At 70.3% G+C, this 20,752-nt stretch carries 17 protein-coding genes; 9 read left to right on the plus strand and 8 right to left on the minus strand.

Going from position 1 to position 20,752, the window contains the following annotated elements; genetic code table 11:
• Nucleotides 1–120 precede the first annotated feature (120 nt).
• The 3 genes from FA582_RS17620 (at nucleotide 121) to FA582_RS00415 (ending at nucleotide 2,966) form a co-directional block, all read left to right on the plus strand.
• On the plus strand, nucleotides 121–807 hold the full coding sequence (locus tag FA582_RS17620) for a helix-turn-helix domain-containing protein (RefSeq protein ID WP_158640843.1): 687 nt from the start codon (nucleotides 121–123) through the stop codon (nucleotides 805–807).
• Nucleotides 808–966: 159 nt separating this feature from the next.
• Nucleotides 967–1,191, plus strand: coding sequence for a hypothetical protein (locus tag FA582_RS00410; protein WP_010148397.1), 225 nt, complete (start codon nucleotides 967–969; stop codon nucleotides 1,189–1,191).
• Nucleotides 1,192–1,781: 590 nt separating this feature from the next.
• Nucleotides 1,782–2,966 (plus strand): IS110 family RNA-guided transposase, encoded by a 1,185-nt coding sequence (locus FA582_RS00415; RefSeq protein WP_010148398.1) that lies wholly within the window; start codon nucleotides 1,782–1,784, stop codon nucleotides 2,964–2,966.
• Nucleotides 2,967–3,192: 226 nt separating this feature from the next.
• Here FA582_RS00415 and FA582_RS00420 read toward each other — a convergent pair whose 3' ends face one another.
• From FA582_RS00420 to FA582_RS00430, 3 genes are all read right to left on the minus strand, one after another.
• Nucleotides 3,193–4,026, minus strand: coding sequence for a DUF2971 domain-containing protein (locus FA582_RS00420; RefSeq protein ID WP_010148399.1), 834 nt, complete (start codon nucleotides 4,024–4,026; stop codon nucleotides 3,193–3,195).
• A gap of 112 nt (nucleotides 4,027–4,138) precedes the next feature.
• Nucleotides 4,139–5,431 (minus strand): PIN domain-containing protein, encoded by a 1,293-nt coding sequence (locus FA582_RS00425; protein WP_141567682.1) that lies wholly within the window; start codon nucleotides 5,429–5,431, stop codon nucleotides 4,139–4,141.
• Nucleotides 5,432–5,877: 446 nt separating this feature from the next.
• A complete protein-coding gene (locus FA582_RS00430; protein ID WP_033229191.1) occupies nucleotides 5,878–7,029 on the minus strand; it encodes a lycopene cyclase family protein in 1,152 nt (383 codons plus the stop codon).
• 35 nt (nucleotides 7,030–7,064) lie between these two features.
• Here FA582_RS00430 and FA582_RS00435 point away from each other — a divergent pair, with 35 nt between their 5' ends.
• Entirely contained in the window at nucleotides 7,065–7,991 is a 927-nt protein-coding gene (locus tag FA582_RS00435; RefSeq protein ID WP_010148402.1) for a phytoene/squalene synthase family protein, read from the plus strand.
• A 5-nt stretch (nucleotides 7,992–7,996) separates the two neighbouring features.
• On the plus strand, nucleotides 7,997–8,416 hold the full coding sequence (locus FA582_RS00440; protein WP_010148403.1) for a hypothetical protein: 420 nt from the start codon (nucleotides 7,997–7,999) through the stop codon (nucleotides 8,414–8,416).
• On the opposite strand, the gene FA582_RS00445 is transcribed toward FA582_RS00440, so the two are convergent.
• Genes FA582_RS00445 through FA582_RS00455 form a run of 3 tightly spaced genes read right to left on the minus strand, consistent with a single transcriptional unit; the run spans nucleotide 8,362 to nucleotide 12,007 of the window.
• Nucleotides 8,362–9,636 (minus strand): cytochrome P450, encoded by a 1,275-nt coding sequence (locus FA582_RS00445; protein WP_081480601.1) that lies wholly within the window; start codon nucleotides 9,634–9,636, stop codon nucleotides 8,362–8,364. The genes FA582_RS00440 and FA582_RS00445 overlap by 55 nt on opposite strands.
• Nucleotides 9,633–11,246 carry an FAD-dependent oxidoreductase gene (locus FA582_RS00450; RefSeq protein WP_010148405.1) on the minus strand — a complete coding sequence of 538 codons (1,614 nt, stop codon included), beginning with the start codon at nucleotides 11,244–11,246 and terminating at the stop codon, nucleotides 9,633–9,635. The genes FA582_RS00445 and FA582_RS00450 overlap by 4 nt, the downstream gene beginning before the upstream one ends.
• Nucleotides 11,243–12,007 (minus strand): methyltransferase domain-containing protein, encoded by a 765-nt coding sequence (locus FA582_RS00455; protein ID WP_010148406.1) that lies wholly within the window; start codon nucleotides 12,005–12,007, stop codon nucleotides 11,243–11,245. Before FA582_RS00455 ends, FA582_RS00450 begins: the two co-directional genes overlap by 4 nt.
• A gap of 104 nt (nucleotides 12,008–12,111) precedes the next feature.
• Between FA582_RS00455 and FA582_RS00460 the strand changes: the two genes are divergently transcribed.
• From FA582_RS00460 to FA582_RS00475, 4 genes are all read left to right on the plus strand, one after another.
• Complete coding sequence (locus FA582_RS00460) at nucleotides 12,112–13,059, plus strand: ABC transporter ATP-binding protein (protein ID WP_029541429.1); 948 nt, start codon at nucleotides 12,112–12,114, stop codon at nucleotides 13,057–13,059.
• A gap of 2 nt (nucleotides 13,060–13,061) precedes the next feature.
• The gene (locus FA582_RS00465; protein ID WP_051125202.1) at nucleotides 13,062–14,234 is read left to right on the plus strand and encodes an ABC transporter permease; all 1,173 of its coding nucleotides are present in this window, start codon (nucleotides 13,062–13,064) and stop codon (nucleotides 14,232–14,234) included.
• The gene (locus tag FA582_RS00470) at nucleotides 14,231–15,406 is read left to right on the plus strand and encodes an ABC transporter permease (protein ID WP_010148409.1); all 1,176 of its coding nucleotides are present in this window, start codon (nucleotides 14,231–14,233) and stop codon (nucleotides 15,404–15,406) included. Before FA582_RS00465 ends, FA582_RS00470 begins: the two co-directional genes overlap by 4 nt.
• Before the next feature lie 604 nt (nucleotides 15,407–16,010).
• Entirely contained in the window at nucleotides 16,011–16,865 is an 855-nt protein-coding gene (locus tag FA582_RS00475) for a hypothetical protein (RefSeq protein WP_033229192.1), read from the plus strand.
• Here FA582_RS00475 and FA582_RS00480 read toward each other — a convergent pair.
• Nucleotides 16,846–18,840 carry an ABC transporter ATP-binding protein gene (locus FA582_RS00480; protein ID WP_010148411.1) on the minus strand — a complete coding sequence of 665 codons (1,995 nt, stop codon included), beginning with the start codon at nucleotides 18,838–18,840 and terminating at the stop codon, nucleotides 16,846–16,848. The genes FA582_RS00475 and FA582_RS00480 overlap by 20 nt on opposite strands.
• Nucleotides 18,837–20,573 (minus strand): ABC transporter ATP-binding protein, encoded by a 1,737-nt coding sequence (locus FA582_RS00485; RefSeq protein ID WP_010148412.1) that lies wholly within the window; start codon nucleotides 20,571–20,573, stop codon nucleotides 18,837–18,839. The genes FA582_RS00480 and FA582_RS00485 overlap by 4 nt, the downstream gene beginning before the upstream one ends.
• Between the last annotated feature and the right edge of the window lie 179 nt (nucleotides 20,574–20,752).

Raw genomic sequence — 20,752 nt, forward strand, 5'->3', positions numbered from 1 at the left:
GAAAGGCCCCGATCCTACGGACGGGGCCTTTAGCGTTCTCACCAGCGCAAACACCCCGAATCGCTCCAACTAGTGGCGAGCCTCCACCGGCTCTATCTGATGCAGTGTCACGCTCTAACAATGCGCGCGTACGAACTCGCCCGCGAACTCGGCGTCACCAGCCGAGAGCTCCTCGCCTTCCTACGCTCCGGCAACCACGACGCGTGGAGTGCTCTCCAATCACTCACCGACGAACAGCTAGAGCTGTCTCGCTCGCTGCACCCGAGCCAGATCAGCCGGCAGGCCGTGTCGCAGGCATGGCGAGAACACCATGAGTCCTTCGAAGACTGGTACGAGCGCGACCACTGGGATGGTCGCACTGAGCTCTACCCACCCCGCCAGGTCATCTTCACGCGCGAGGCTGCACACCTCGTCGGTGTCCGCCCCGCCACGATCCGGCAGTGGGTCCGCCGGGGCCACCTGCAACCGATGGGGCGGTTGGGCAACACTCACTCCTTCCGTGTCGAGGACGTTCGCGCCGCGGCTGCGGAGCGCCTGGCTCAGACCCGCTCCTTCCACACCAACCGCGGTCCTCTGGACGTCCGCAACCTGTTACGTGGAGCACCTGACGTAGATGCTGTGGTGCCGGCGCGCGTAGCCGCTCAGGTCGCCGGCGTGGCCCGATCAACGGTCAGGTCTTGGATCAGGCGCGGCCACCTCCGTGTCCATGATCGGCGTGACCGGGAGTCCTTTGTCCGGCTTGGCGATGTCCTGATTCGCGCTCGCGCCAGGGGTTATAGACCGCGTCGGACGAACCCGATGCCGTAGTTCCACTCCTTCGAGGGGAGGTGTCCTTTGAGACCTCCCTAGGCGTAGCCATGCCTTCTTTGACCCTCTTCCCCTACTGACTTCTTAGACCCCCTAGGCCCGGACGGCTTCTTGTCCGGGCCTTTGTCATGCCCGAAATCGGGCAGGAGGGAGCTTCCGATGAAGGAGCTCATCGATCTCACCGAGGTGCTGGTCGCTTCGGCGGACCCGGTCAAGACTGTGATCGCGCTGCTGGTGTTCTCGGTTGGTCGTGCTGGCATTCGTCAGTCCGAGCGCCATCTGGAGCACCGTCGTGCGCGGCAGTCCGTTCAGGACTTCGCTTCTCTGCGGGGTCCTGTGCGGCGCGACGTGATCCGACTGCGGTCGGACGAGGCTCAGGACTGAGGTGAGTCGGCTGACCTCAGCACGCGCGCCACCGGCGAGGGCGGGTTGCTCCTGCTGGTCGCGCGGCCTTATGCCCTCTCGCGATGTTTCGCATCGCCCTGGCGCGATCGGTCATGCCCTGATGCGGGTCGACGACGCCGGTTGGGAGGCTGAAGCGGGCCACGATATGCAGCGAGCCGTGTCGGGCGGCCCAAGCGGCGAGGCCGGCTCGGTACTTGTCCCACGTCGTGTGAAATGGGGCACTTTGCTTTGAAGGCTTGGGCGGAGCCCCGCCAACCTGCTGCTGGGATCTCAGCGAGTGACCCTTACTCTGCCGATCTAATCTCTCGCTCATCGGCGTGGCGACCGCTCGACCAGCGGCTACGTGTTTCATTGACGGCAGGATCGGGCCCGGCCAGGCTCGGTCTCAGGTGACCGGGATGGTCGTTCTCTTTGCGGCTGCCCACGCTCTTGGCGTGAGGCTCACAATTGGCGTGCGTCGTCCCGGTCACCGCCAGGGCTGCGAGAGGCTCAAGAGGGGTATGCCCAGCCGTACGTAGCGGTGCCCTCCCAGCTCGACATCACCGTTGTCCGAGCAAAGGAGCACAGCAATGGACGAGCAGGAGTCACCGCGGGTCGTGATCGGGATGGACCCGCACAAGCGCAGCGTCACGATCGAGGTCATGACCGCCGACGAGTCCGTCGTCGGAGGCGGCCGCTTTCCCACGGACGCCGAGGGATACACCCGGCTGCCGGCCTACGCCCGTCAGTGGCCTGAGCGGGTGTGGGCGGTCGAGGGCTGCGCCGGGATCGGCAAGCACGTCGCCGACCGGCTCGTCGCCGACGGCGAGGACGTCGTGGACGTGCCGGCGAAGATGTCGGCGCGGGTGCGGATCTTCGCCACCGGGCAGGGCCGCAAGACCGACGCCACCGACGCCCATTCCATCGCCCTGGTCGGCGTCCGCATGAGCGGGCTGCGCCCGGTCATCAACGACGAGCAGCTCGAGGTGCTGCGGATGTGCGTGGACCGCCGCCGCTCCCTGGGTGAGGAGCACACCCGCAAGATATGTCAGCTGCACAAACTCCTGCTCGAGCTCATCCCCGGCGGCGCCAAGACGTTCCTGTCCGCGACCCAGGCCAAAGAGCTGCTGAAGAAGGTCCGCCCCACCACCGCGGCGGGCAAGGTCCGCAAGGCCCACGCCCTGGAACTGACAGCTGACCTGGCCACGATCTACGCCCGCACCAAGGCCGCGGACAAGGAGCTCAAAGCCCTCGTCGCCGAGACCGGGTCCTCGCTGATGGACCTGCACGGCATCGGACCCTCCGGCGCCGCGCGGCTCCTCGTCGAGGTCGGCGACATCACCCGCTTCCCCGACCGCAACCACTTCGCGTCCTGGACCGGCACCGCGCCCATCGACGCCTCCTCCGGCGAGCACGTCCGCCACCGCCTCTCCCGAGGCGGGAACCGGCAGATCAACCGGGTGCTGCACGTCATGGCCATCGTCCAGCTCCGCACGAGAACCACCGAGGGCCGCGCCTACTACGACCGGAAGAAAGCCGCGGGGAAGACATCGATGGAAGCACTGCGGTGCCTCAAACGGCGCCTGTCCGACCTGGTCTACAAGGCGATGCTCGACGACCTCGCCCGACGCGCGACGACGGGCCCGGGAGGGCAAAGGGGTGACGACTCTGACTCCAGCGCGACCGGCTCACAACCCGCTGCCGGCTCTTCGGACAAGCCACTTCCCGGACCCGCCACCACAAAGCCTAGAACGACCCTGCCAGCGGCGTCTTGACACAGAGGGGTGCCAGTACCGCGCGGTGAGGCTTACTGCGACGGCTGGGACTGCTGGACGGCCAGCGGCATAATGCGGCGGCAGAGTCGAGTGCTCGAATATAGGGCCAACACAGTACGTCCTAGTTCACTGGACAAGAAGGCCACACCAGGCCAGGCCTCGAGGGCCGAGGCCTGCGCGCGCTGCCACGGCTTGATCGTTGGCCACCTCACAGAAGGCCTGTGCTTCAATTCCTGAACGGAGCTTCGGACACTGACACCTCGACATCGCCGACGAACCCGGTGGACTGCAGAGCAATCACCGCGGCGTTCATCTGCAGAGCCTGGTCGTTTCCAGGTCCTACTCGGACGGCCTTTATGGCGTTCGAACTTAACGGGATGGGAAGGTACGGGACCAGGCCAGCACCACGCACTCGCACCTTCACAGACTCCACATTTGGGTTCAACACGATGAGTCGATGCTCTTGTTCTTCGTTGAAGGCGCCATGCTTTAGACGCGATGTATGCATCAGCAGGTTTTCCTTGGCGTCATCAATGCTGGCCGGATCCCAATAGTTCACCCAGCTGTGGGTAATGAATCGCTCGACGAAGTCACGCGCGTCCTGACCATAGCAGATCGGATGCAACCGGCATACACCTCCGCACCGGTCGCCCACTAGTTCCCGCAGAGCTACGAAGTCGAATCCCACAGCGAAGCCCGACCCATTGGCGTACCCTCGCCATTGGCTGAGTTGGTCGCCATTTGAACTGAAACTCGTTGCAAATGCGGCCATAGGCTCACCAGGGTCGGGCTCCAACCCCTCGAGTTGTCCTGACACACTCGCGGCCCACGTGCGCAGGTCGCTCAAAGCCGGGTTGTAAGCGTCCTTCTCATGACTTCTCCCATAGGTCCGGCAGACCTCCTTTGCGACATCTGCGATAACCCTCCGCCCGAACATCAACTCTTCGGCGTCGTTCATGTACTCCACAGATGACGCCCACAACTCCCTGCTGCGGAGGAGTCCTAGGAGCCCGTTGGCGTCCGTATAGTGCCAAAGCATTCTGACATTCTCAGTGTTCACCAAGTACCATCCAGTAGTGTCATGCGGATCTGCCGGAGTTGGGTTCCGTCCAATGGTTCGTGATTCCGCGACCCCGATTGGCTAAAGCGCCGCAGCGGCCGAGTCGCCCAAGTCAAGATCGCAGAAGCTGAACGATCTCGGCTGGAATTCTGAAACCGTCCACCCATCCGAAGCCGTGCTTCCCTTCGTCGTACACCGGCACCAACACGTCCGCTGCGTCCTCCGGGATGGTGCCAATCTCTCGGAGCGCCTGGACGTGCCGGTTAACGGGCCGCGTGAATCCCTTGAGCTGTCTTGATGGCTCATACTCGCCGATGCTATAGACCTCGTCACGCCCTACGAAGCCTCCGTTTTGAGCGGCGTAACGGATGGTTGCCTCTTGCACTGGTGCCTCGATCTTGAGCTTTCGCAGGAGAGTCTCGACCGCCTCAGGCGTCCACCCCGTTGCATCTCGATCGTCTTCTTCAGCTTCTTCCAGGCGGGTGGTACGTTCAACGTCCTCTACCGCGCCCGGGCGCACGCTGACAGACAAAGTATCTGCCAACTCCAGCAGTGTCTCGGGTCGAAGCATGATGAGATCTTGGCCACAACGTGCGTTCAGTTCGCGAGCGAGTTCCACGCGCGGCCCTCTGGGGCTGCTGCCTTCGAAGCGCCACCAGTCCCTCTTAACGTCGCCCGTTACAAACAGGACCGGCATCTGTCGGGTTGACGCTTCCCGAAGCACCTGCTCCCACACAAGATAATCGCCAGCCGCGCCTTCACCACCACGGTTTGCCTTCTTGGCGTCCCCGAAGCCGGGCGGCTCACCTGCCTCTACCCTTCGATGCCCTTCCTTAACAGCGTTCGTGTAGCCTTCCGCCGACATCGGCGGCCCCACCTTGCCAGTCAGGACGCTCTCCAGACTATCCAACACCCGGTCGTTTCTTGTATTCTTGGCGCGCGACACTTCCTCCTCATCGATCAGGCCATCCAGCAGACCCTGCGCCTCACCAAAGGCGGCGTCGAGCGAGGACTCGACTGCTTCCTCCTCCGCTTTGCTGAGTGCCGCCCTATTCACCCACATGCGAAGTTGGTCTACAGCTGCAGCGCGTAACTTCTCTAACTCATTGGAGGTTTGCTGGACCTGCCCGAGTGGGTCGGAAAGCGCCCGTTCCCGGTTGCGCCAAAACTCTTCGAGCACCTGATGCGGTACCCAAAGACGATCCCCCAGTGCGCTCATCACATCAACGATAGAGGCGCGGGTCTCTTCGTTGTATCGATAGAGGTTCAGAAGGACGTTCGTATCAAAGACGACGAGACAACTCCGAAGTGCGTGGCGGAGTTCTTCCGAACTGTGAGTTCGATACGCCTCGAACCCTGCGTAAAGTCCCCCCACGTGCTGACCCTGATTGCCGACCGCTGACATGTAGGCGAGGGTACAGCCTGTTGGGTCGGACTGACCCGAGAGTGCTGCCAGTCGAGACAGGCCGCCAAGATTGACGACTCACCCCCTCCGCCTATCGAAGGGCCCCGCGTGACGCGGCTGGCGGGCGTTCCCTTGGGAATGGCCGGATCCTGCATGGCGAGGTCTACCGAGGAGGAGTGAACGATCCGCTCATCGGCAGATCCGGTCTGTCATGACCTCGGCACTTGGGCGGCAGCGCCGGCGACGAGGCCATAACACGCTGCTTGGAGCCTCCGAGACGCAAGATCGGCGTGGCGCGGTCACGACCGTTTTCGAGTCGCGGTCGCGCCCAGTGGTCTGGCCCATCACCGCAGGTGCGGGACCGGCTCGATACCCCGACTCGAGAGGGACGTGGCCCGGAATCCGTCACAGGACGTACTTTCAGACCGCGGCCTGAGTTGGACTGCTCACGGCTGGCCGCCGAGCGCACGTCGCCCGGGTCCGAGGGTGGCCCGCACGAGCGCAGCCTTCCCCGACTTCGGCATAGAGGCGAACATTCCCCACATGGCCGCCCCGAGCTGCTGCGCGTCCGCCCCTCGCGCCATGACCGCGCGCTGGCGGTGCACCGGAAGGGTGCCGAAGGCCTCGAAGAGCTCTGTGGTGCCCTCGGTGTCCAGGCGCAGCAGGGCCCGCAGCCCGGCCTGCCGGAGGAGGTCGGCCGGGCGTAGCGGGTCGGCAGCGCGTGGCACGCCGTCGGCCGCGACCCGGTCGACGAGAGCCTGGGCCGAGCGCAGCGAGTGCGCGACCGAGTAGCCGGTGATCAGGTGCCCCCCACGGCCGGCGGTGCCGACCGCGATCGTCCCGGCCGGGGGCGTCTCGTCGCGACCCCTCATGGGGATCCACACCGCCTCCCGACCGAGCGGCCGCTCGACCGCCGACGCGGGCACGCCACGGCTGAGCAGCCGTCGGAGCAGGCGCTCGCGGAGCTCCGCGACGCCCATCCCGGGGGCTGCGGCAAGACACGTCTCCTCGAGCAGCACCCGGTCGTCGTCCAGGGGCAGGGCGTAGAGGAAGGACGGGGTGCCCTGGGGCGTCCGCGGCGTCGCCGACCAGTCGGCCCGCCAGTCCATGAGCAGCCCCTGGGCTCCCCCCAGCGCGGCGGCGGCGTCGGCGGCGGGCACGACGATGCCGACGGCCGTCTGCGCCGGCGAGGCATCCCGGGGCCGGCGTCCCGCGGGGCGCGCGCCCCGGGCATCGACGACCACCCGCGCCTCACTCCTCAGCGCAGCGACCTCGTCGTCGTCCAGCCGCGCCTCTCGGACCTCGACCCCGGCCAGGGGGAGGGCCCGCTGCAGAGCGAGGTTGTCGAGCACGGCATACGGCCGCTCCAGCCGGTGACGTCGGCGGGCCCACAGCTCGGGGACGGTGATCGCGCGGGCCACGACCTCGGGCGGCAGCCCGGAGAGCTCCTCCACCCAGGCGCCGTAGGTCGGCGTCCACGGCGCGTCCGGTCGCGGGTCGACGGCGAGGACGGACATCCCCTGGCGCACGGCGTGGGAGGCCAGCGCCCGACCGGCCGGCCCTAGCCCGACCACGGCGACATCGTGCACGTGCCTCACCTCCGGGCCGACCCTAGCCGGACTAGGCTGGCCGCATGCACGACGCGGTGTCCCGAGCGGCAGACCCCCTGCTCAGCCAGGGGTATTCCCGGTGCCGGGAGCTGACGAGACGGCACGGCACGACCTACTACTGGGGGGCGCGTCTGCTCCCGCCCGAGCAGCGCCGCGACGTCTACGCGGTCTATGCCCTGTGCCGCCTCGCCGACGACATCGTCGACGAGCCCGAGACGGTGCAGGTCCCCGTGCCGGCGGACGCCGACCCCGGGGTGCGGCTGCGCGGGTTCCAAGCGCTCTTCACCACCGCGCTCGCCGACGGCGGCTCCACCGACCCGGTCATGGCCGCGGTCGTCGACAGCGTGCGGCGCCGCGGCACCGACCCCGAGTGCTTCGACCGCTTCTTCCGCGCGATGGAGCTGGACCTCACCCGCGAGACGTGGGCCACCTGGGAGGAGCTGCGGGACGGTTACATGGAGGGCTCGGCGGCAGTCATCGGCGAGATGATGCTGCCGGTCCTGGAGCCGGTCAACCCCGCGGCGAAGGGCCCGGCACGCTCGCTCGGCCTGGCCTTCCAGCTCACCAACTTCCTGCGCGATGTCGGCGAGGACCTCGACCGCGGGCGGGTCTACCTGCCCCAGGCGGACCTCGCCCGGCACGGTGCGGACCCGCATACCCGCACCGTCACCCCGGCCTGGCGGGCCGTGATGGCCGAGCAGATCAAGCGCAACCGCGAGCTCTACCGCGACGCCTCCCGCGGCGTCGCCATGCTGCCTCCGCGCAGCGCCCGCTGCGTCGCGACGGCGCTGCGGATGTATGCCCTCATCCTCGACCGGATCGAGGCCGCCGACTACGACGTGTTCAGCGAGCGCCGCCGTGTGCCGCGCCGGGTCAAGGTCGCCATCGTCTCCGACGTTCTGGCCCGGGGTCCGCTGCGGCGGCTGCCCGGGCCCGTGGACGGTGGGTGAGAGGTATGCCGCTCCCCGCCTCCCTGCCGCACCCGCACCTCATCGTGCTCCGGTCGGCCGCGACGCTCCTGCTGAGCGCGGTCGTCGCCCAGTCCGGCTGGGCGGCGGCCTTCATCGGGGGCCGCTCGCGCTACCTCGCCTTACACGAGGTGGGGGCGTGGGTCACGCTGGTCGTCGTCCTGGCGGCCGTCGCGGTCTACCTCGTGCTGCGCCGCTCGGCCGGGCCGGTCAACGTCGCGCTCGCGGTGGCGGTGGGGGTCGCCGTCGTGGTGCAGGCCGCCCTGGGCTTCTCGCGCGTCGTCGACGTCCACGTCTTCCTCGGGGTGCTCATCGCCATGCTCGCCACCGCGCTGACGTCGTGGACCTACCGTCACTCGCTCCCGGAGGACGGGTCGAGCTCGAGCTCGAAGCCGCGCAGCCAGTAACCCTCGATGAGGTGGTCCCAGCCCAGCTCGGGCTCGCCCACCAGCCGGGGGCGGTGCAGCAGGAGCCGGGTGAGCAGGGCATCCGCCTCCAGCAGCGCGAGCGGCTGACCTGGGCACTTGTGCTCGCCGTCGCCGAAGGCCAGGCCTGCTCCGCCGACACCGGAGGGCAGCGGGCGCCCCGGGCACAGCTCGTGCGGGGAGGCGCCGACCGCGGCGGTGTCGGTGTTGGCCGCGCGCACGCAGACGTCGACGAGGTCGCCGGGCGGGAGGGTCCAGGTCTGGTCGCCGTCGGTGATCTCGACCGGTCGGCGCACCCGGCGGTAGAGGTGGCCGACGACCGGCTCCAGGCGGATGACCTCCTCGAGGATCGCCAGCCGCTCCGGCTGCCCCGCGGCGAGGTAGCGCTCCCGCAGCGCGTCGTCGGACAGCAGGTGCCAGGCCGCCATGACGATGAACTCCCGCGTCGTCACCATGCCCGCCGTGCCGTAGGTGACGCACTCGATGAGGATGCTCGTCCGGCTGTAGCCCTCGTCGAGGAGGTGGCTGATGATGTCGGTCCGGCGCTCCCTGCGACGAGCGCGCAGGGCCGGGCGCACGTCATACCACCAGAGCCGGGCGACCGGCGAGAGGCCGTTGCGGGCGGCCCGCGCCCACTGCCTGCGGCTGCGGCCGAGGTCGTCGCGAGCGATGTCGAAGGGCGGCTGGTCGAAGAACGCCACGAGCCGCCGCGAGAGCCCGGGCACGTCGGACTCGGTCAGCCCGACCAGCTCCGCGGTGACCTCGACGGTGTAGTGCAGGGCGGCCTCGTCGAGCCGGCACCGGCCGGACCGCAGCGCCCGCTCGACGGTGCGGTCGGCGACCTGCGCCATGAGGTCGCCGTAGCGCTCGGTCACGACCGCAGGCGCGAGGAACCTCGCCACCTTGCGTCGCTGCTCGTCGTGCTGCGGCCCGTCCGAGACGAGGATCGGGTGGTGCTTCAGCCGCCCCTGCGGGATCGCCTCTGCGGTGAAGCCGGCCTGGGTCGTCGCGTAGCGCGCGCGCAGCAGCTGGCGCGCAGGCTGCAGGCCCCGTAGCCGCCACACGGTGCTCACCCCCGCACGCCCGCCCGCGTCGACGCGCTCCACGACCGGGGTCTGCGGCTCCTCCGGTCGCCGCGCGCGGCGCACACCCTGAGGCGCCCCGGGGCAGCCGGGGGGCCTGTCGGCCGGGGCGGTGCTCATCGCCCGGAGCGGTAGCGCCCGGGCCGCAGGACGCCCTCGAGCGGGACCGTCCAGATGTCCTCGCCCCGCGCGCCCCAGCCGGAGAGCAGGTCGTTGGCGGCGAGCACCCCGGTCACGGCAGCCCGCTCCATGAGCGCGACTGGCCAGTCGACCCGCAGCCCGTCACCGGCCAGCACGAGCCCGGGGTATGGCGTGGACACGGTCAGCCGGTCGCGCCAGGGTCCGGTGCCGACCAGACCGCAGTCGTCCTCGACGAGCAGCTCCTCGTGCACCACCGGCATCGTCGCGGTCTCGGGGTAGACCTCGTGCAGGGACTCCAGCAGCCGCTCCCGGATGACCGCCAGGTCGACACCGTGCCGACCCCCGTCGTCACCCTCGCCGGCCGCCAGCGAGGGGTCGCGGACCGGGTCGACGGCATACCCGTGCAGCTCCACGACGGAGCCACCGTGCTCGGCCGACCACCGGGCGGCGCCGTCCTCGAAGCGCTCGAGCACGGTGACATTGTCGAGTAGGTCGAAGCCGCTGGTCCCGAGAAAGGCCTCCCGCCCGGGGTCGACCAAGCCGTCGAGCCAGACGCGCAGCACGACGAAGGGCGGGGCGTTGCGCCCGGCCGCCAGCCGCCGGTGCCAGTCCTCGCGCGCCGCGTCGGAGGCGGGCAGGGAGCCGGCCAGGGCGCGGGTGGCCCGCGGGTCTGTGGCGAGCACTACCGCGTCGGCCCGCAGAGTGTCCTGCTGCTCGCCGTCGTCCACGCGGACCTGCCAGCCCGCCCCGTCTCCGGGGCCGGTGAGCGAGCTGACCGTCGTCCCCGTGCGGACCGTCGCGCCGCGCGCGAGGAGGTAGCGGCGCAGCGGCTCCCACAGCACGGTGTCGTAGTCGTCGCCCGGGACGTCGAAGAGCAGTCCCTCGGCCGACCCGGTGAAGTAGGCGTGGAACATCCCGACGAGCTCCCCGGCCCCGAACTCGTCCGGGTGGGCGAAGAAGGAGCGGGCGAAGACCTCCAGCGCCAGGTGTCGGGCCCCCTCGGGGAAGCGCAACCGGTCGAGGAAGGCCTGCGCCGACTCGCCGTCGTAGCGCTCGTGGCTCGCGGGGTAGGACGCGGTGATGAGCTCCACGGCGCTCGGCAGGTGCACCGAGGTGAGGCTCCGGACCGGGAAGGTCGGGCTGCGCACGACGAAGGTCGCGAGGTTGGCGGGCGGGGTCGGCGGGAGCACCGCGAAGGAGTCGGTGAGCCCGTCGTGGCGCCGCAGCGGGTAGTCGGGGACCGGCACCAGGTGGGCCAGGGTCGGGTCGACGCGGCGCAGCAGTGCCCGCAGCGTGTAGTACTGCCGGAAGAACGCGTGGAAGCCGCGCGACATCGTCCGTCCGCCGTCGACGGGCCAGGAACGCACCCGACCCCCGAGCTGGTCGTGGGCCTCGACCAGGGTCACGTCCACCCCTCGCTCGGCGAGCACGGTCGCTGCCGCGATCCCCGCGATGCCGCCCCCGACCACGACGGCGGAGCGGGGCTGGTCGACCCGGGCCGCCCCCGCGTGGCCGGGGTGACGGACGGCCCGCGGGTCCCTGCCCGGGGGCAGCGGTCGGGCGGGGCGCGCACCGGGGAGGGGGCTCATGCGGTCCCGTCCTCGAGCGGACGGCGGGCCAGGACGGTGTGCAGGATGCCGCGCTGCCACCCGGCGGCGGTGCTCCACTCCAGGTCCACGAGCCCGGCGCGGCGCAGGCGGGCGTCGAGTTCGGCCGTGGAGTCGTTGTCCAGGACGCTGCGGTGGAGGTAGGTGTAGATCGCGGGGTTGCCACGCGTGACCACCGCGAGCGGGGTGACGATGAGACGGCATACCGTCGACCAGGTCGCGCTCGCCCGGCGGCTGCCCTTGACGTGGTAGTCCTGCAGCGCGACCCAGCCGTCCGGCCGCACCTGCTCGGCGATGGCGCGGACCACGGCGTCGCGCTCCTCGGCGGGCACGTTGCGCAGGAGGTATGCCGCGAAGGCGCCGTCCGCGGGGCCGTCGAGCTCCTCGCCGGCCACCCGGGCCAGCTCCTGGGCGGTGGCGTGGACGAAGCCCACCCCGGCGGGCCACTGCTTGTCGCGCGCCTGGGCGAGCATGCCGGCGGAGGCGTCGAGTCCGACGATCCGCACCGAGGGACCGGTGGCCTCGACGAGCGCGCGCGTGGACAACCCCGACCCGCAGCCCAGGTCCCACAACGTCAGCGGACCTGACCCCAACCGCCCCACCAGTGCGGCGGTCGCCCGCCGGAGCGCCGCGTGGTAGCCGGGGTTGAGCCGGGTCAGCAGGTCGTAGCGGCCCGCCGCCCGGTCGAACTCCTCGTCGAGACGGACGGGTGAGGTGCGCCTGCTGCGCGGGGTGAGAGTCACGGTGCCAGCCTAGATGTTGGCTGGCGGCCGGGGTGCGCAGGTGCACGTCGGACGCATGACAGATGACATGCCCCGAGGGTCGCGCGGCCCCCTAGCGTCGGGGCATGACTTCACCCGTGCTCGTCGTCGAGGGACTGCGCCGCTCCTTCGGGACCCTGGCCGCGGTCGACGGCGTGAGCCTGCACATCGACCAGGGCGAGACGGTGGGGCTGCTCGGCCCCAACGGCGCCGGCAAGACGACCGCCATCTCGATGATCGCCGGGCTCCTGCGGCCCGATGCCGGGCAGGTCCGGATCAACGGCTCCGACATGGTGAGCGACCCCATCGCCACCAAGCGCCACCTCGGTCTCGTCCCGCAGGACCTCGCGATCTATCCCGAGCTGTCGGCGCGCAGCAACCTGCTCTTCTTCGGCCGCCTGCAGGGGATGCGCGGGGCGGCGCTGCGCCACCGGGTCGCCGAGGTGCTCGAGACGGTCGGGCTGACCGACCGGGCGACCGGGCCCGCCAAGACCTTCTCCGGCGGCATGAAGCGTCGCCTCAACATCGGGATCGGGCTGCTCCACGAGCCCTCCCTGCTCATCCTCGACGAGCCGACGGTCGGCGTGGACCCGCAGTCGCGCAACGCGATCCTCGAGGCCGTGGAGGCCCTCTCGACGCAGGGCCGGGCCGTGCTCTACACCACGCACTACATGGAGGAGGCCGAGCGCCTCTGCGACCGGATCGGCATCATCGACGCGGGGCGCATCATCGCCGAGGGCACGCGCGAGGAGCTGGTGGAGCTGACCGGTCGGGCGGACACCGTCACCCTCGTCGGTGACGGGGCGAGCGCCGAGACGGAGGCGGCCCTGGCGCGCATACCCGTCGTGCGGCAGGTGCATCGCGTCGAGGGCGAGGGCCGCCTCGTGCTGTCGGTGGAGGGCGCGGCGCAGGCGATCAGCGCCATCGTCACGACCGTCAGCGCCTCCGGTATGTCGTTGCGCGACGTCGAGATCGCCCGTCCCGACCTGGAGTCGGTCTTCCTCCACCTCACCGGCAAAGCGCTCCGGGACTGACCATGGGACGACTCCTCGTGATGGTGGCCAGCGACCTGCGCCAGCAGGTGCTGGACCGCTCGATCCTCATCTTCGGTCTGGTGGTGCCGCTGGCCCTCATGTGGGTGTTCTCGCTGGTCTTCGCGCCGCTGACCGAGGAGCTGGAGCCGATCACCGTCGCCGTGAGCGCCCCGGCGGACGACCCGGCGGCGCAGGCCATCACGCAGGCTCTGGGGTCGCTCGGCGAGGAAGGGTTCGAGGTGGCGGTGGTCGAGTCCGCCCCGCAGGAGCTGCCCGCGCTGCTCGCCGACGGGGAGGTCGGTGCCGCCCTCGAGGTGCCGCAGGGTTTCGGCGCCGCGGTGACGGCGGGTGAGGCTCCCGAGGTGACCCTCGAGCTGGGCGGGTCCGCCGGGACGGAGGGCACGGTGGTCGCCTCCGTGGTGGACGAGGTGCTCCGCCAGCTCACCGCCACCGGGCGCACCGCCGCGGCTGCCGGCGCGCTGGGGGCCGACGGGCCGCAGATCGAGTCGCTGGTCCGCGCGGAGGCCTCTGCCGGGCCGGCGGTCGGCTGGAGCACGAGCCTGGCCACCGTCGAGGAGCTGACCCCGCGGGAGGCGATCGTCGCGGGCCAGGCCGGCTTCTTCCTCCTCTTCACCGTCGGGTTCGGCGTGCTGGGGCTGGTCGTCGAGCGGGAGTGGGGCACGCTGTCACGGCTGGTCTCGATGCCGATCCCGACCTGGTGGGTGCCGCTGTCCAAGGGCCTGTCGAGCTGGGTGCTCGGGGTGCTCGCGACCGGGGTGCTGCTGGCCGCCGGCACGGTGTTCTTCGACGACGTCGACCTCGGCTCGCCCCCGGTCGTCGCGGTGCTGGTGATGGGTGTCGTCGCCGCGGCCACGTCGATCATGTTCCTCATCGCCAAGGTCGCCCGCACCGCCGAGCAGGCAGGGGTCGCGCAGACCATCGTGGCCGTCACGCTGGGCATGAGTGGCGGGTCCTTCTTCCGGGTGGACGCCGAGGGTCTGCTCGGGCAGGTCCTGCTCCTCAACCCGGTGTCGGCGCTGAGCCGGGGCCTGGGCGTCGTTTCCGGGGGCGGCGGGGTCGTGGACCTGGCCCCGGTGCTGCTGGCCATGCTCCTCTTCACCGTGGTGATGCTGGCGCTCGCCGCCCTCACCCCCGGACGGACGGACGTGCTGTGAGAACGGTCCTGACCATCTCCTGGGTCGAGCTGCGACGCTTCGTCGCCGACCGCTCCAACATCTTCTTCGTCTTCATCTTCCCGCTCGCGATGGTCGCGGTGATCGGCTGGCAGTTCGGGACCGGTGGGTCCTCCGCGGGCTCGGTGTCCGTGGCGGCCCCCGAGGGGTCGGCGCGCACCGCCCTGGTGGAGGAGTGGCGGGCCGCCGAGCTCGAGGTGAGCGTCGACGACTCGGCCGAATCGGTGCGCCAGGACATCGCCCGTGGGCGGGCCCAGGTCGGGGTGCTCGTGTCGGAGCGAGCGGCCGGGCAGTTCGAGGCGGGGGCGCCGATGGACCTCGAGCTCGTCCAGGGCAGCGACGCCCAGGCGCCGGCGACCGCCCAGCTGGTCCGCAGCCGGACGCAGTCGTTGGTGGGTCAGAATGGGCAGGTCATGAGCCTGGTCGAGGCGGTCGGTGTCGACGAGGCGTCGGCCCGGTCGGCGCTCTCCGATGCCGAGCAGCGGGTGCCCGGGCCGACCCTGCTGGTCCGGGAGCCCACCGACGAGCTCGCGAGGCAGTTCGACGGCGCCGGACAGTTCGACGTGGGCGCCTCGGGCCAGCTCCTGCTCTTCGTCTTCCTCAGCACGCTCAGCGCGTCGGCGGCCCTCATCAAGGCCAGGCGTGCCGGAGTGATCCGGCGCGTCGTCGCCGCACCGGTGACGCCGCTGCAGGCCATGCTCGGGCTGACCGTCGGTCGGGTGCTCATCGCGCTGCTGCAGGGGGCATACATCATGCTCGCCTCGGCGCTGCTCTTCGGCGTCGACTGGGGCGATCTGCGGGTGAGCCTGCTCGTGCTCCTCGTCTTCGCCGCCATCGCGGCTGGAGCGGCCATGGTGCTCGGCGTCCTCGTCGACGGCGAGGGCGCGGCGAGCGGCCTCGCGGTGGGGCTCGGCCTGGTCCTGGCCACCCTCGGTGGGTGCATGCTGCCGCTGGAGATCTTCCCCGAGCGGCTACGGGCCATCGCCCACGTCACGCCGCACGCCTGGGCCTACGACGCGATGGCCGAGCTGGTGCGGCGCGACGGCGGGCTTGGCGACGTCCTCACCGAGCTCGGCGTGCTCACGCTCATGGCCGCCGTCGTGCTCGCGCTCGGATCGGTGCTGCTGCGGCGCAGCCTCGAACGCTCCATGTGAGTCGCGCCCGGATGAGCGCTGGACGCCACTCTCAGCCGTGAGGTCAACCCTCAGCCTGCTCGAGGGGGCTGACACATGACCTGGCGGCTGAGAGTCGGTGCGTGACCCTTTCACCGGTGAGGATCGGTGCACCTGCATGCATCGTCGACGGTATGCGGCGCCTTCCTGGGGAGTATCCGTGCACGTGCGCCGATGATCACCCTGCGCAGGCACTGCAGACGACCATCTGCGGCGCTCGGTGGGGCCTAGGGCGACCATCTGCGGCGCTCGGTCAGGCCCAGGGCGACCATCTGCGGCGCTCGGTCAGGCCCAGGGCAGCCATCTGCGGCGCTCGGTCAGGCCCAGGGCGACCATCTGCGGCGCTCGGTCGGGGTCAGGGGTGTGAGGAGGGGTGGTGGGAAGGGTGGTTGAGGAGAGGTCGTGAGCAGGGCGTCGTGACCCGACGCCGGACTTCGACGACGTCTGCCAGGCGTCGGCCCTGCTGACCAGGCACGACGAGTGCATCCGTGTAGGGTCGGAGGTGCGCCAGAGCCCGGGGGGCTCGTCCGCCGGACAGCCACCGGTCGTGCAGGCGACCATCACCCCCCACCCACAGGGAGACAGCATGTCCAGCAACCGCCACCTGACCTCGATCGCCCTCGCCGGCCTGCTGCTCGGCGGTCTGACCGCCTGCGGCGGCGAGGACGAGCCCGCCGCCTCGCCGCCGGCCGACGCTGCCGCGGAGAGCCCGGAGGACACCGCCACCGAGGACGCCGCCGCCGACGACACCGCGACCGAGGAGGACATGGCCGAGGAGACGACCGAGGAGGAGGCCACCGAGGAGGCCGCGGGCAGCTCCGAGGTGCCGCCGCTGGAGGACCTCTGGCCGACGGTCATCGACAACGCCAACAGCGCGGAGTCGATGACGGCGACCATCACGGGCTCCGACGACGAGATGACGATCGACGCCACCCTCAGCGGGCAGCTCGACAACTCCAACTTCTCCGTGGACGCCACGATCGACGGTGCGCAGGTGCAGATCATCGCCGTCGACGAGGTCTACTACCTCAACGGCGACGAGGCCTTCTGGACGATGGCCGGGGCATCGGCCGAGGCCGAGACCCTGGCCGGTCAGTGGATCGAGACCCCGCCGGAGATGAACATCGGCGACTCCTTCTCCCTCTCCAGCCTATGGGAGGAGTTCTTCTCCGAGATCCCGACCGACGCCAGCGACCTGCAGACCTCCGCGGAGGAGCTCGGCGAGGTCGACGGTGTCGAGGCCTACCACTACACCATCGAGGACGAGGAGGCCGAGATCTGGATCTCGGCCGACGGGGAGGACAACCTGCTCCGCGTCCTCATCTCCGAGGGGATGGAAGAGCCTTTGGAGATGGTGCTCACCGACTGGAACTCCGCAGAAGAGGTCGAGGCTCCCGCCGACGCCGTCCCGGCCGAGGAGCTCATGGGCTCGGAGAGCTGACCTCCCCTTCGTCCACCTGCACCGCGGCGCCGCTGAACTGCGCCGCGTGCAGGCGGGCGTAGGCCCCGCCCCTCGCGAGCAGGTCCTCGTGCGAGCCCTGCTCGACGATCTGGCCGGCTTCCATCACGAGGATGAGGTCGGCGTCCCGGATCGTCGAGAGCCGGTGGGCGATGACGAAGCTCGTGCGGTCGGCCCGCAACCGGGCCATCGCCCCCTGCACGAGGAGCTCGGTCCGCGTGTCGACCGAACTGGTGGCCTCGTCGAGGATGAGCAGCGAGGGCTGGGCGACGAAGGCGCGGGCGATCGTGATGAGCTGCTTCTCGCCGACCGACACCGCACCGGCGTCGTCGTCGAGGACGGTGTCGTAGCCCTCCGGCAGGTGCTGCACGAAGCGGTCGACGTAGGCCGCCTCGGCCGCCGCCCGCACCTCGGCCTCACTCGCCCCCGGTCGCCCGTAGGCGATGTTGTCGGCGATGGTGCCCTCGAAGAGCCACGTGTCCTGCAGCACCATGCCGACCCGTGAGCGCAGGTCCTGCCGGGTCATCGTGGTGATGTCACGACCGTCGAGGGTGATCCGGCCCCCGTCCAGCTCGTAGAAGCGCAGGATGAGGTTGACCAGCGTCGTCTTGCCCGCCCCGGTGGGCCCGACGATCGCGACCGTCTGCCCGGGCTCGGCCACGAGCGAGAGCCCCTCGATGAGCGGCTCCTCGCCGTAGGCGAAGCGCACGTCCTCGAAGGCGATCCGCCCGCCCCGGCCACGCGGTGCCGGCTGCGCGTCGGCGGCCTCGGGCACCTGCCGCTGGGCGTCGAGCAGCTCGAAGGTCCGCTCCGCCGACGCGACACCCGACTGCAGCAGGTTGGCCATGGAGGCGACCTGGGTGACCGGCTGGGTGAACTGGCGGGAGTACTGGATGAAGGCCTGGACGCTGCCCAGCGACAGCGTCCCCGAGGTCACCCTGATCGCCCCGACGACGGCGACGAGCACATACCCGAGGTTGCCGATGAGGAACATCGCCGGCATGATCACGCCGCTCATGAACTGCGCCCGCCAGGTGACGTCGTAGAGCTGGTCGTTGATCGCCCGCACCCGGTCGGCGACCTGCTCGCGGCGACCGAAGACGGTGACCAGCTCGTGCCCGGTGAAGGCCTCCTCGATCTGTCCGTTGAGCGTCCCGGTGTGCGCCCACTGGGCCTTGAAGAGCTTCTGGCTGCGCCGCGCGATGAGCACGGTCACCAGCACCGAGACCGGGATGGTGAGCACGGCGATGATCGTCAGCGTCGGGGAGATCCACAGCATCATCGCCAGGATCGCGACCACCGTGACCAGGGCGTTGAGCAGCTGGCCGAAGGTCTGCTGGAGGGTCGTCTGCAGGTTGTCGAGGTCGTTGGTGACCCGGGAGAGGATCTCGCCGCGGGGCCGCCCGTCGAAGTAGGCCAGCGGTAGCTCGTGCAGCTGGTCCTCGGCGTCCGAGCGCAGGTCGCGCACGGTCCGCATGGAGATCCGGTTGACTAGGCGCGTCGAGAGCCACATGAGGACCGCGGACGCGGCGTAGAGCGCGACGACCACCGCCACCGTCCGGCCCACGGCACCGAAATCGATGCCCTGACCGGGCACGAGGTAGGGCGTGCCGGCGACGAGGTCGGCCTGCGTCTCTTGACCGGCCGCCCGGAGATCCCCGACGGCCTCCTCGACGCTCGCGCCGGCCGGCAGCCGCGCCCCGAGGAAACCGGCGAAGACGTAGTCCGTCGCCCGGCCCAGCACGCGGGGGCCGAGGACACTGAGCACGACCGCGACCAGGGTGAGCAGCACCGACAGCGCGACGAGCGCGCGGTAGGGACGCAGCCGACCGGCCAGACGCCGGGCCGAGGCGGCGAAGTTGCTGGGCTTGTCGACCGGCACCGCAGCCCCGATCGGCCCGCCCGGGCCGCGGCGCGGCGGCGCGGCGGCAGGCTCGGAGGTCCTGTCCTCACTCATGCCGCCACCTCCCCGTGCTCCTGCGAGCGGACGATCTCGGCATACGTCCGGCAGCTCTCGATCAGGTCGGTATGCCTCCCGGCGCCGACCACCCTGCCCTCGTCGAGGACGACGATCTGGTCGGCGTCGGCGATGGTGGACACGCGCTGGGCGACGACGACGACGGTGGCCTCCCGGGTGAGGGGGCGCAGCGCGGCGCGCAGGCGCGCGTCGGTGGCGAGGTCGAGGGCTGAGAAGGAGTCGTCGAAGAGGTAGACCGAGGGCCGGGCCACGAGGGCCCGCGCGATGCACAGCCGTTGGCGCTGACCCCCGGAGACATTGCTGCCGCCCTGGCCGATCGGGTGCTCGAGGCCCTCGGGGAAGGCGCTGACGAAGTCCTCCGCCTGCGCCACCCGCAGCGCCTCCCACAGCTGCTCGTCGGTGGCGTCCGGGTCGCCGAAGCGCAGGTTGGAGGCGACGGTGCCGGAGAAGAGGTAGGGGCGCTGCGGCACGAGCCCGACCCGTGACCACAGCTCGTCCGGGGCGAGCTCGCGCACGTCCACCCCGTCGAGGAGCACCTGGCCACCGGTGACGTCGGCGAGGCGGGGCAGCAGCCGGACGAGGGTGGTCTTGCCGGCGCCGGTCGCCCCGACGATCGCGGTGGTCGTGCCCGGCCGGGCGGTGAGGTCGATGTCGCAGAGCACGGGGGTCTCGGCGCCGGGGTAGGAGAAGGTCGCCCCGCGCAGCTCCAGGAGGCCACGGGCGCCCGGCCCGGGCGAGCGCGGATGGTCCGGCGGGACGACCGTGCTGCTCGTCCCGAGGACGGCGCCGATCCGCTCGGCGGACACGGTGGCCCGCGGGATCATCGTCGCGACCATCGTGGCCATCATGATCGACATGAGGATCTGGATGAGATAGCTGATGTATGCCGTGAGCGCGCCGACCTCCATCGCCCCGGAGGACACGCGCTGGGCGCCGAACCAGATGACCCCGACGCTGGAGAGGTTCATCACGAGCATGACGAAGGGGAACATCAGGGCCATGAGGTCGCCGAGGCGCAGGCCGATGCCGGTGAGCTCGGTGTTGGTGCGGGCGAAGCGGGCGCGCTCCTCGGACTCCCGGGTGAAGGCTCGGATCACCCGGATGCCGGTGATCTGCTCGCGCATGACGCGGTTGACCGCGTCCAGCTGGGTCTGGTTGGCGCGGAAGAGCGGCACCATCCGGGCGATGATGAAGCCCATGCCGGCCAGGAGCACGGCCACGGCGACGGCGATGAGCGGCGAGAGGCCGACGTCCTGGCGGACCGCCATGACGACCCCGCCGATCGCGGTGATCGGCGCCGCGACGAGCATGACGAGCGCCATGAAGGTCACCTGCTGGACCTGCTGGACGTCGTTGGTGCTGCGTGTGATGAGTGAGGGGGCGCCGAACTCGCCGAGCTCGCGGGAGGAGAAGGTCAGGACCCTCTCGACGACGGCCCCCCGCACGTCCCGCCCCACACCCATCGCCGTCCGTGCCGCCGCCCACGTCGCCGCGATCTGGGCCACGGCCTGCACGGCGCTGACGGCCAGCATGAGGGCGCCCGTGCGCCAGATGTAGGGCAGGTCGGTCCCGACGATCCCCCGGTCGATGATGTCGGCGTTGAGGCTGGGCAGGACGAGGCTGGCGAGGGTGGCCACCAGCTGGAGCGCCAGCACCGCCACGACCAGCCCGGTGTAGGGCCGCAGGTGGCGGCGCAGGAGCCGGGTGAGCACCCTGTGATTCTGCATCCTCATCCTGGGTGAGGGTCACGCCCTCACCCGATGAGGTGAGGTCAAGGGCATACCCGCAGATGAGAATGCCTTGACGCTAGGTCAGGTAAGGAATTCTCGTGACCCTATCGTCATGTGATCGTGATCTCGGCCCCCTGGTGACCCGCCGGTCAGCGCCTAGG

Source organism: Serinicoccus profundi (genome assembly GCF_008001015.1).
GTDB lineage: Bacteria > Actinomycetota > Actinomycetes > Actinomycetales > Dermatophilaceae > Ornithinicoccus > Ornithinicoccus profundi.

What these genes read in the sequence shown, in the direction of transcription:
- FA582_RS17620 (WP_158640843.1), top strand. Translation starts at nt 121, where the DNA reads ATGCGCGCGTACGAACTCGCCCGCGAACTCGGCGTCACCAGCCGAGAG.
- FA582_RS00410 (WP_010148397.1), top strand. Translation starts at nt 967, where the DNA reads ATGAAGGAGCTCATCGATCTCACCGAGGTGCTGGTCGCTTCGGCGGAC.
- FA582_RS00415 (WP_010148398.1), top strand. Translation starts at nt 1,782, where the DNA reads ATGGACGAGCAGGAGTCACCGCGGGTCGTGATCGGGATGGACCCGCAC.
- FA582_RS00450 (WP_010148405.1), bottom strand. Translation starts at nt 11,246, where the DNA reads ATGAGCCCCCTCCCCGGTGCGCGCCCCGCCCGACCGCTGCCCCCGGGC.
- FA582_RS00475 (WP_033229192.1), top strand. Translation starts at nt 16,011, where the DNA reads ATGTCCAGCAACCGCCACCTGACCTCGATCGCCCTCGCCGGCCTGCTG.
- FA582_RS00435 (WP_010148402.1), top strand. Translation starts at nt 7,065, where the DNA reads ATGCACGACGCGGTGTCCCGAGCGGCAGACCCCCTGCTCAGCCAGGGG.
- FA582_RS00465 (WP_051125202.1), top strand. Translation starts at nt 13,062, where the DNA reads ATGGGACGACTCCTCGTGATGGTGGCCAGCGACCTGCGCCAGCAGGTG.
- FA582_RS00480 (WP_010148411.1), bottom strand. Translation starts at nt 18,840, where the DNA reads ATGAGTGAGGACAGGACCTCCGAGCCTGCCGCCGCGCCGCCGCGCCGC.
- FA582_RS00440 (WP_010148403.1), top strand. Translation starts at nt 7,997, where the DNA reads ATGCCGCTCCCCGCCTCCCTGCCGCACCCGCACCTCATCGTGCTCCGG.
- FA582_RS00445 (WP_081480601.1), bottom strand. Translation starts at nt 9,636, where the DNA reads ATGAGCACCGCCCCGGCCGACAGGCCCCCCGGCTGCCCCGGGGCGCCT.
- FA582_RS00425 (WP_141567682.1), bottom strand. Translation starts at nt 5,431, where the DNA reads ATGTCAGCGGTCGGCAATCAGGGTCAGCACGTGGGGGGACTTTACGCA.
- FA582_RS00460 (WP_029541429.1), top strand. Translation starts at nt 12,112, where the DNA reads ATGACTTCACCCGTGCTCGTCGTCGAGGGACTGCGCCGCTCCTTCGGG.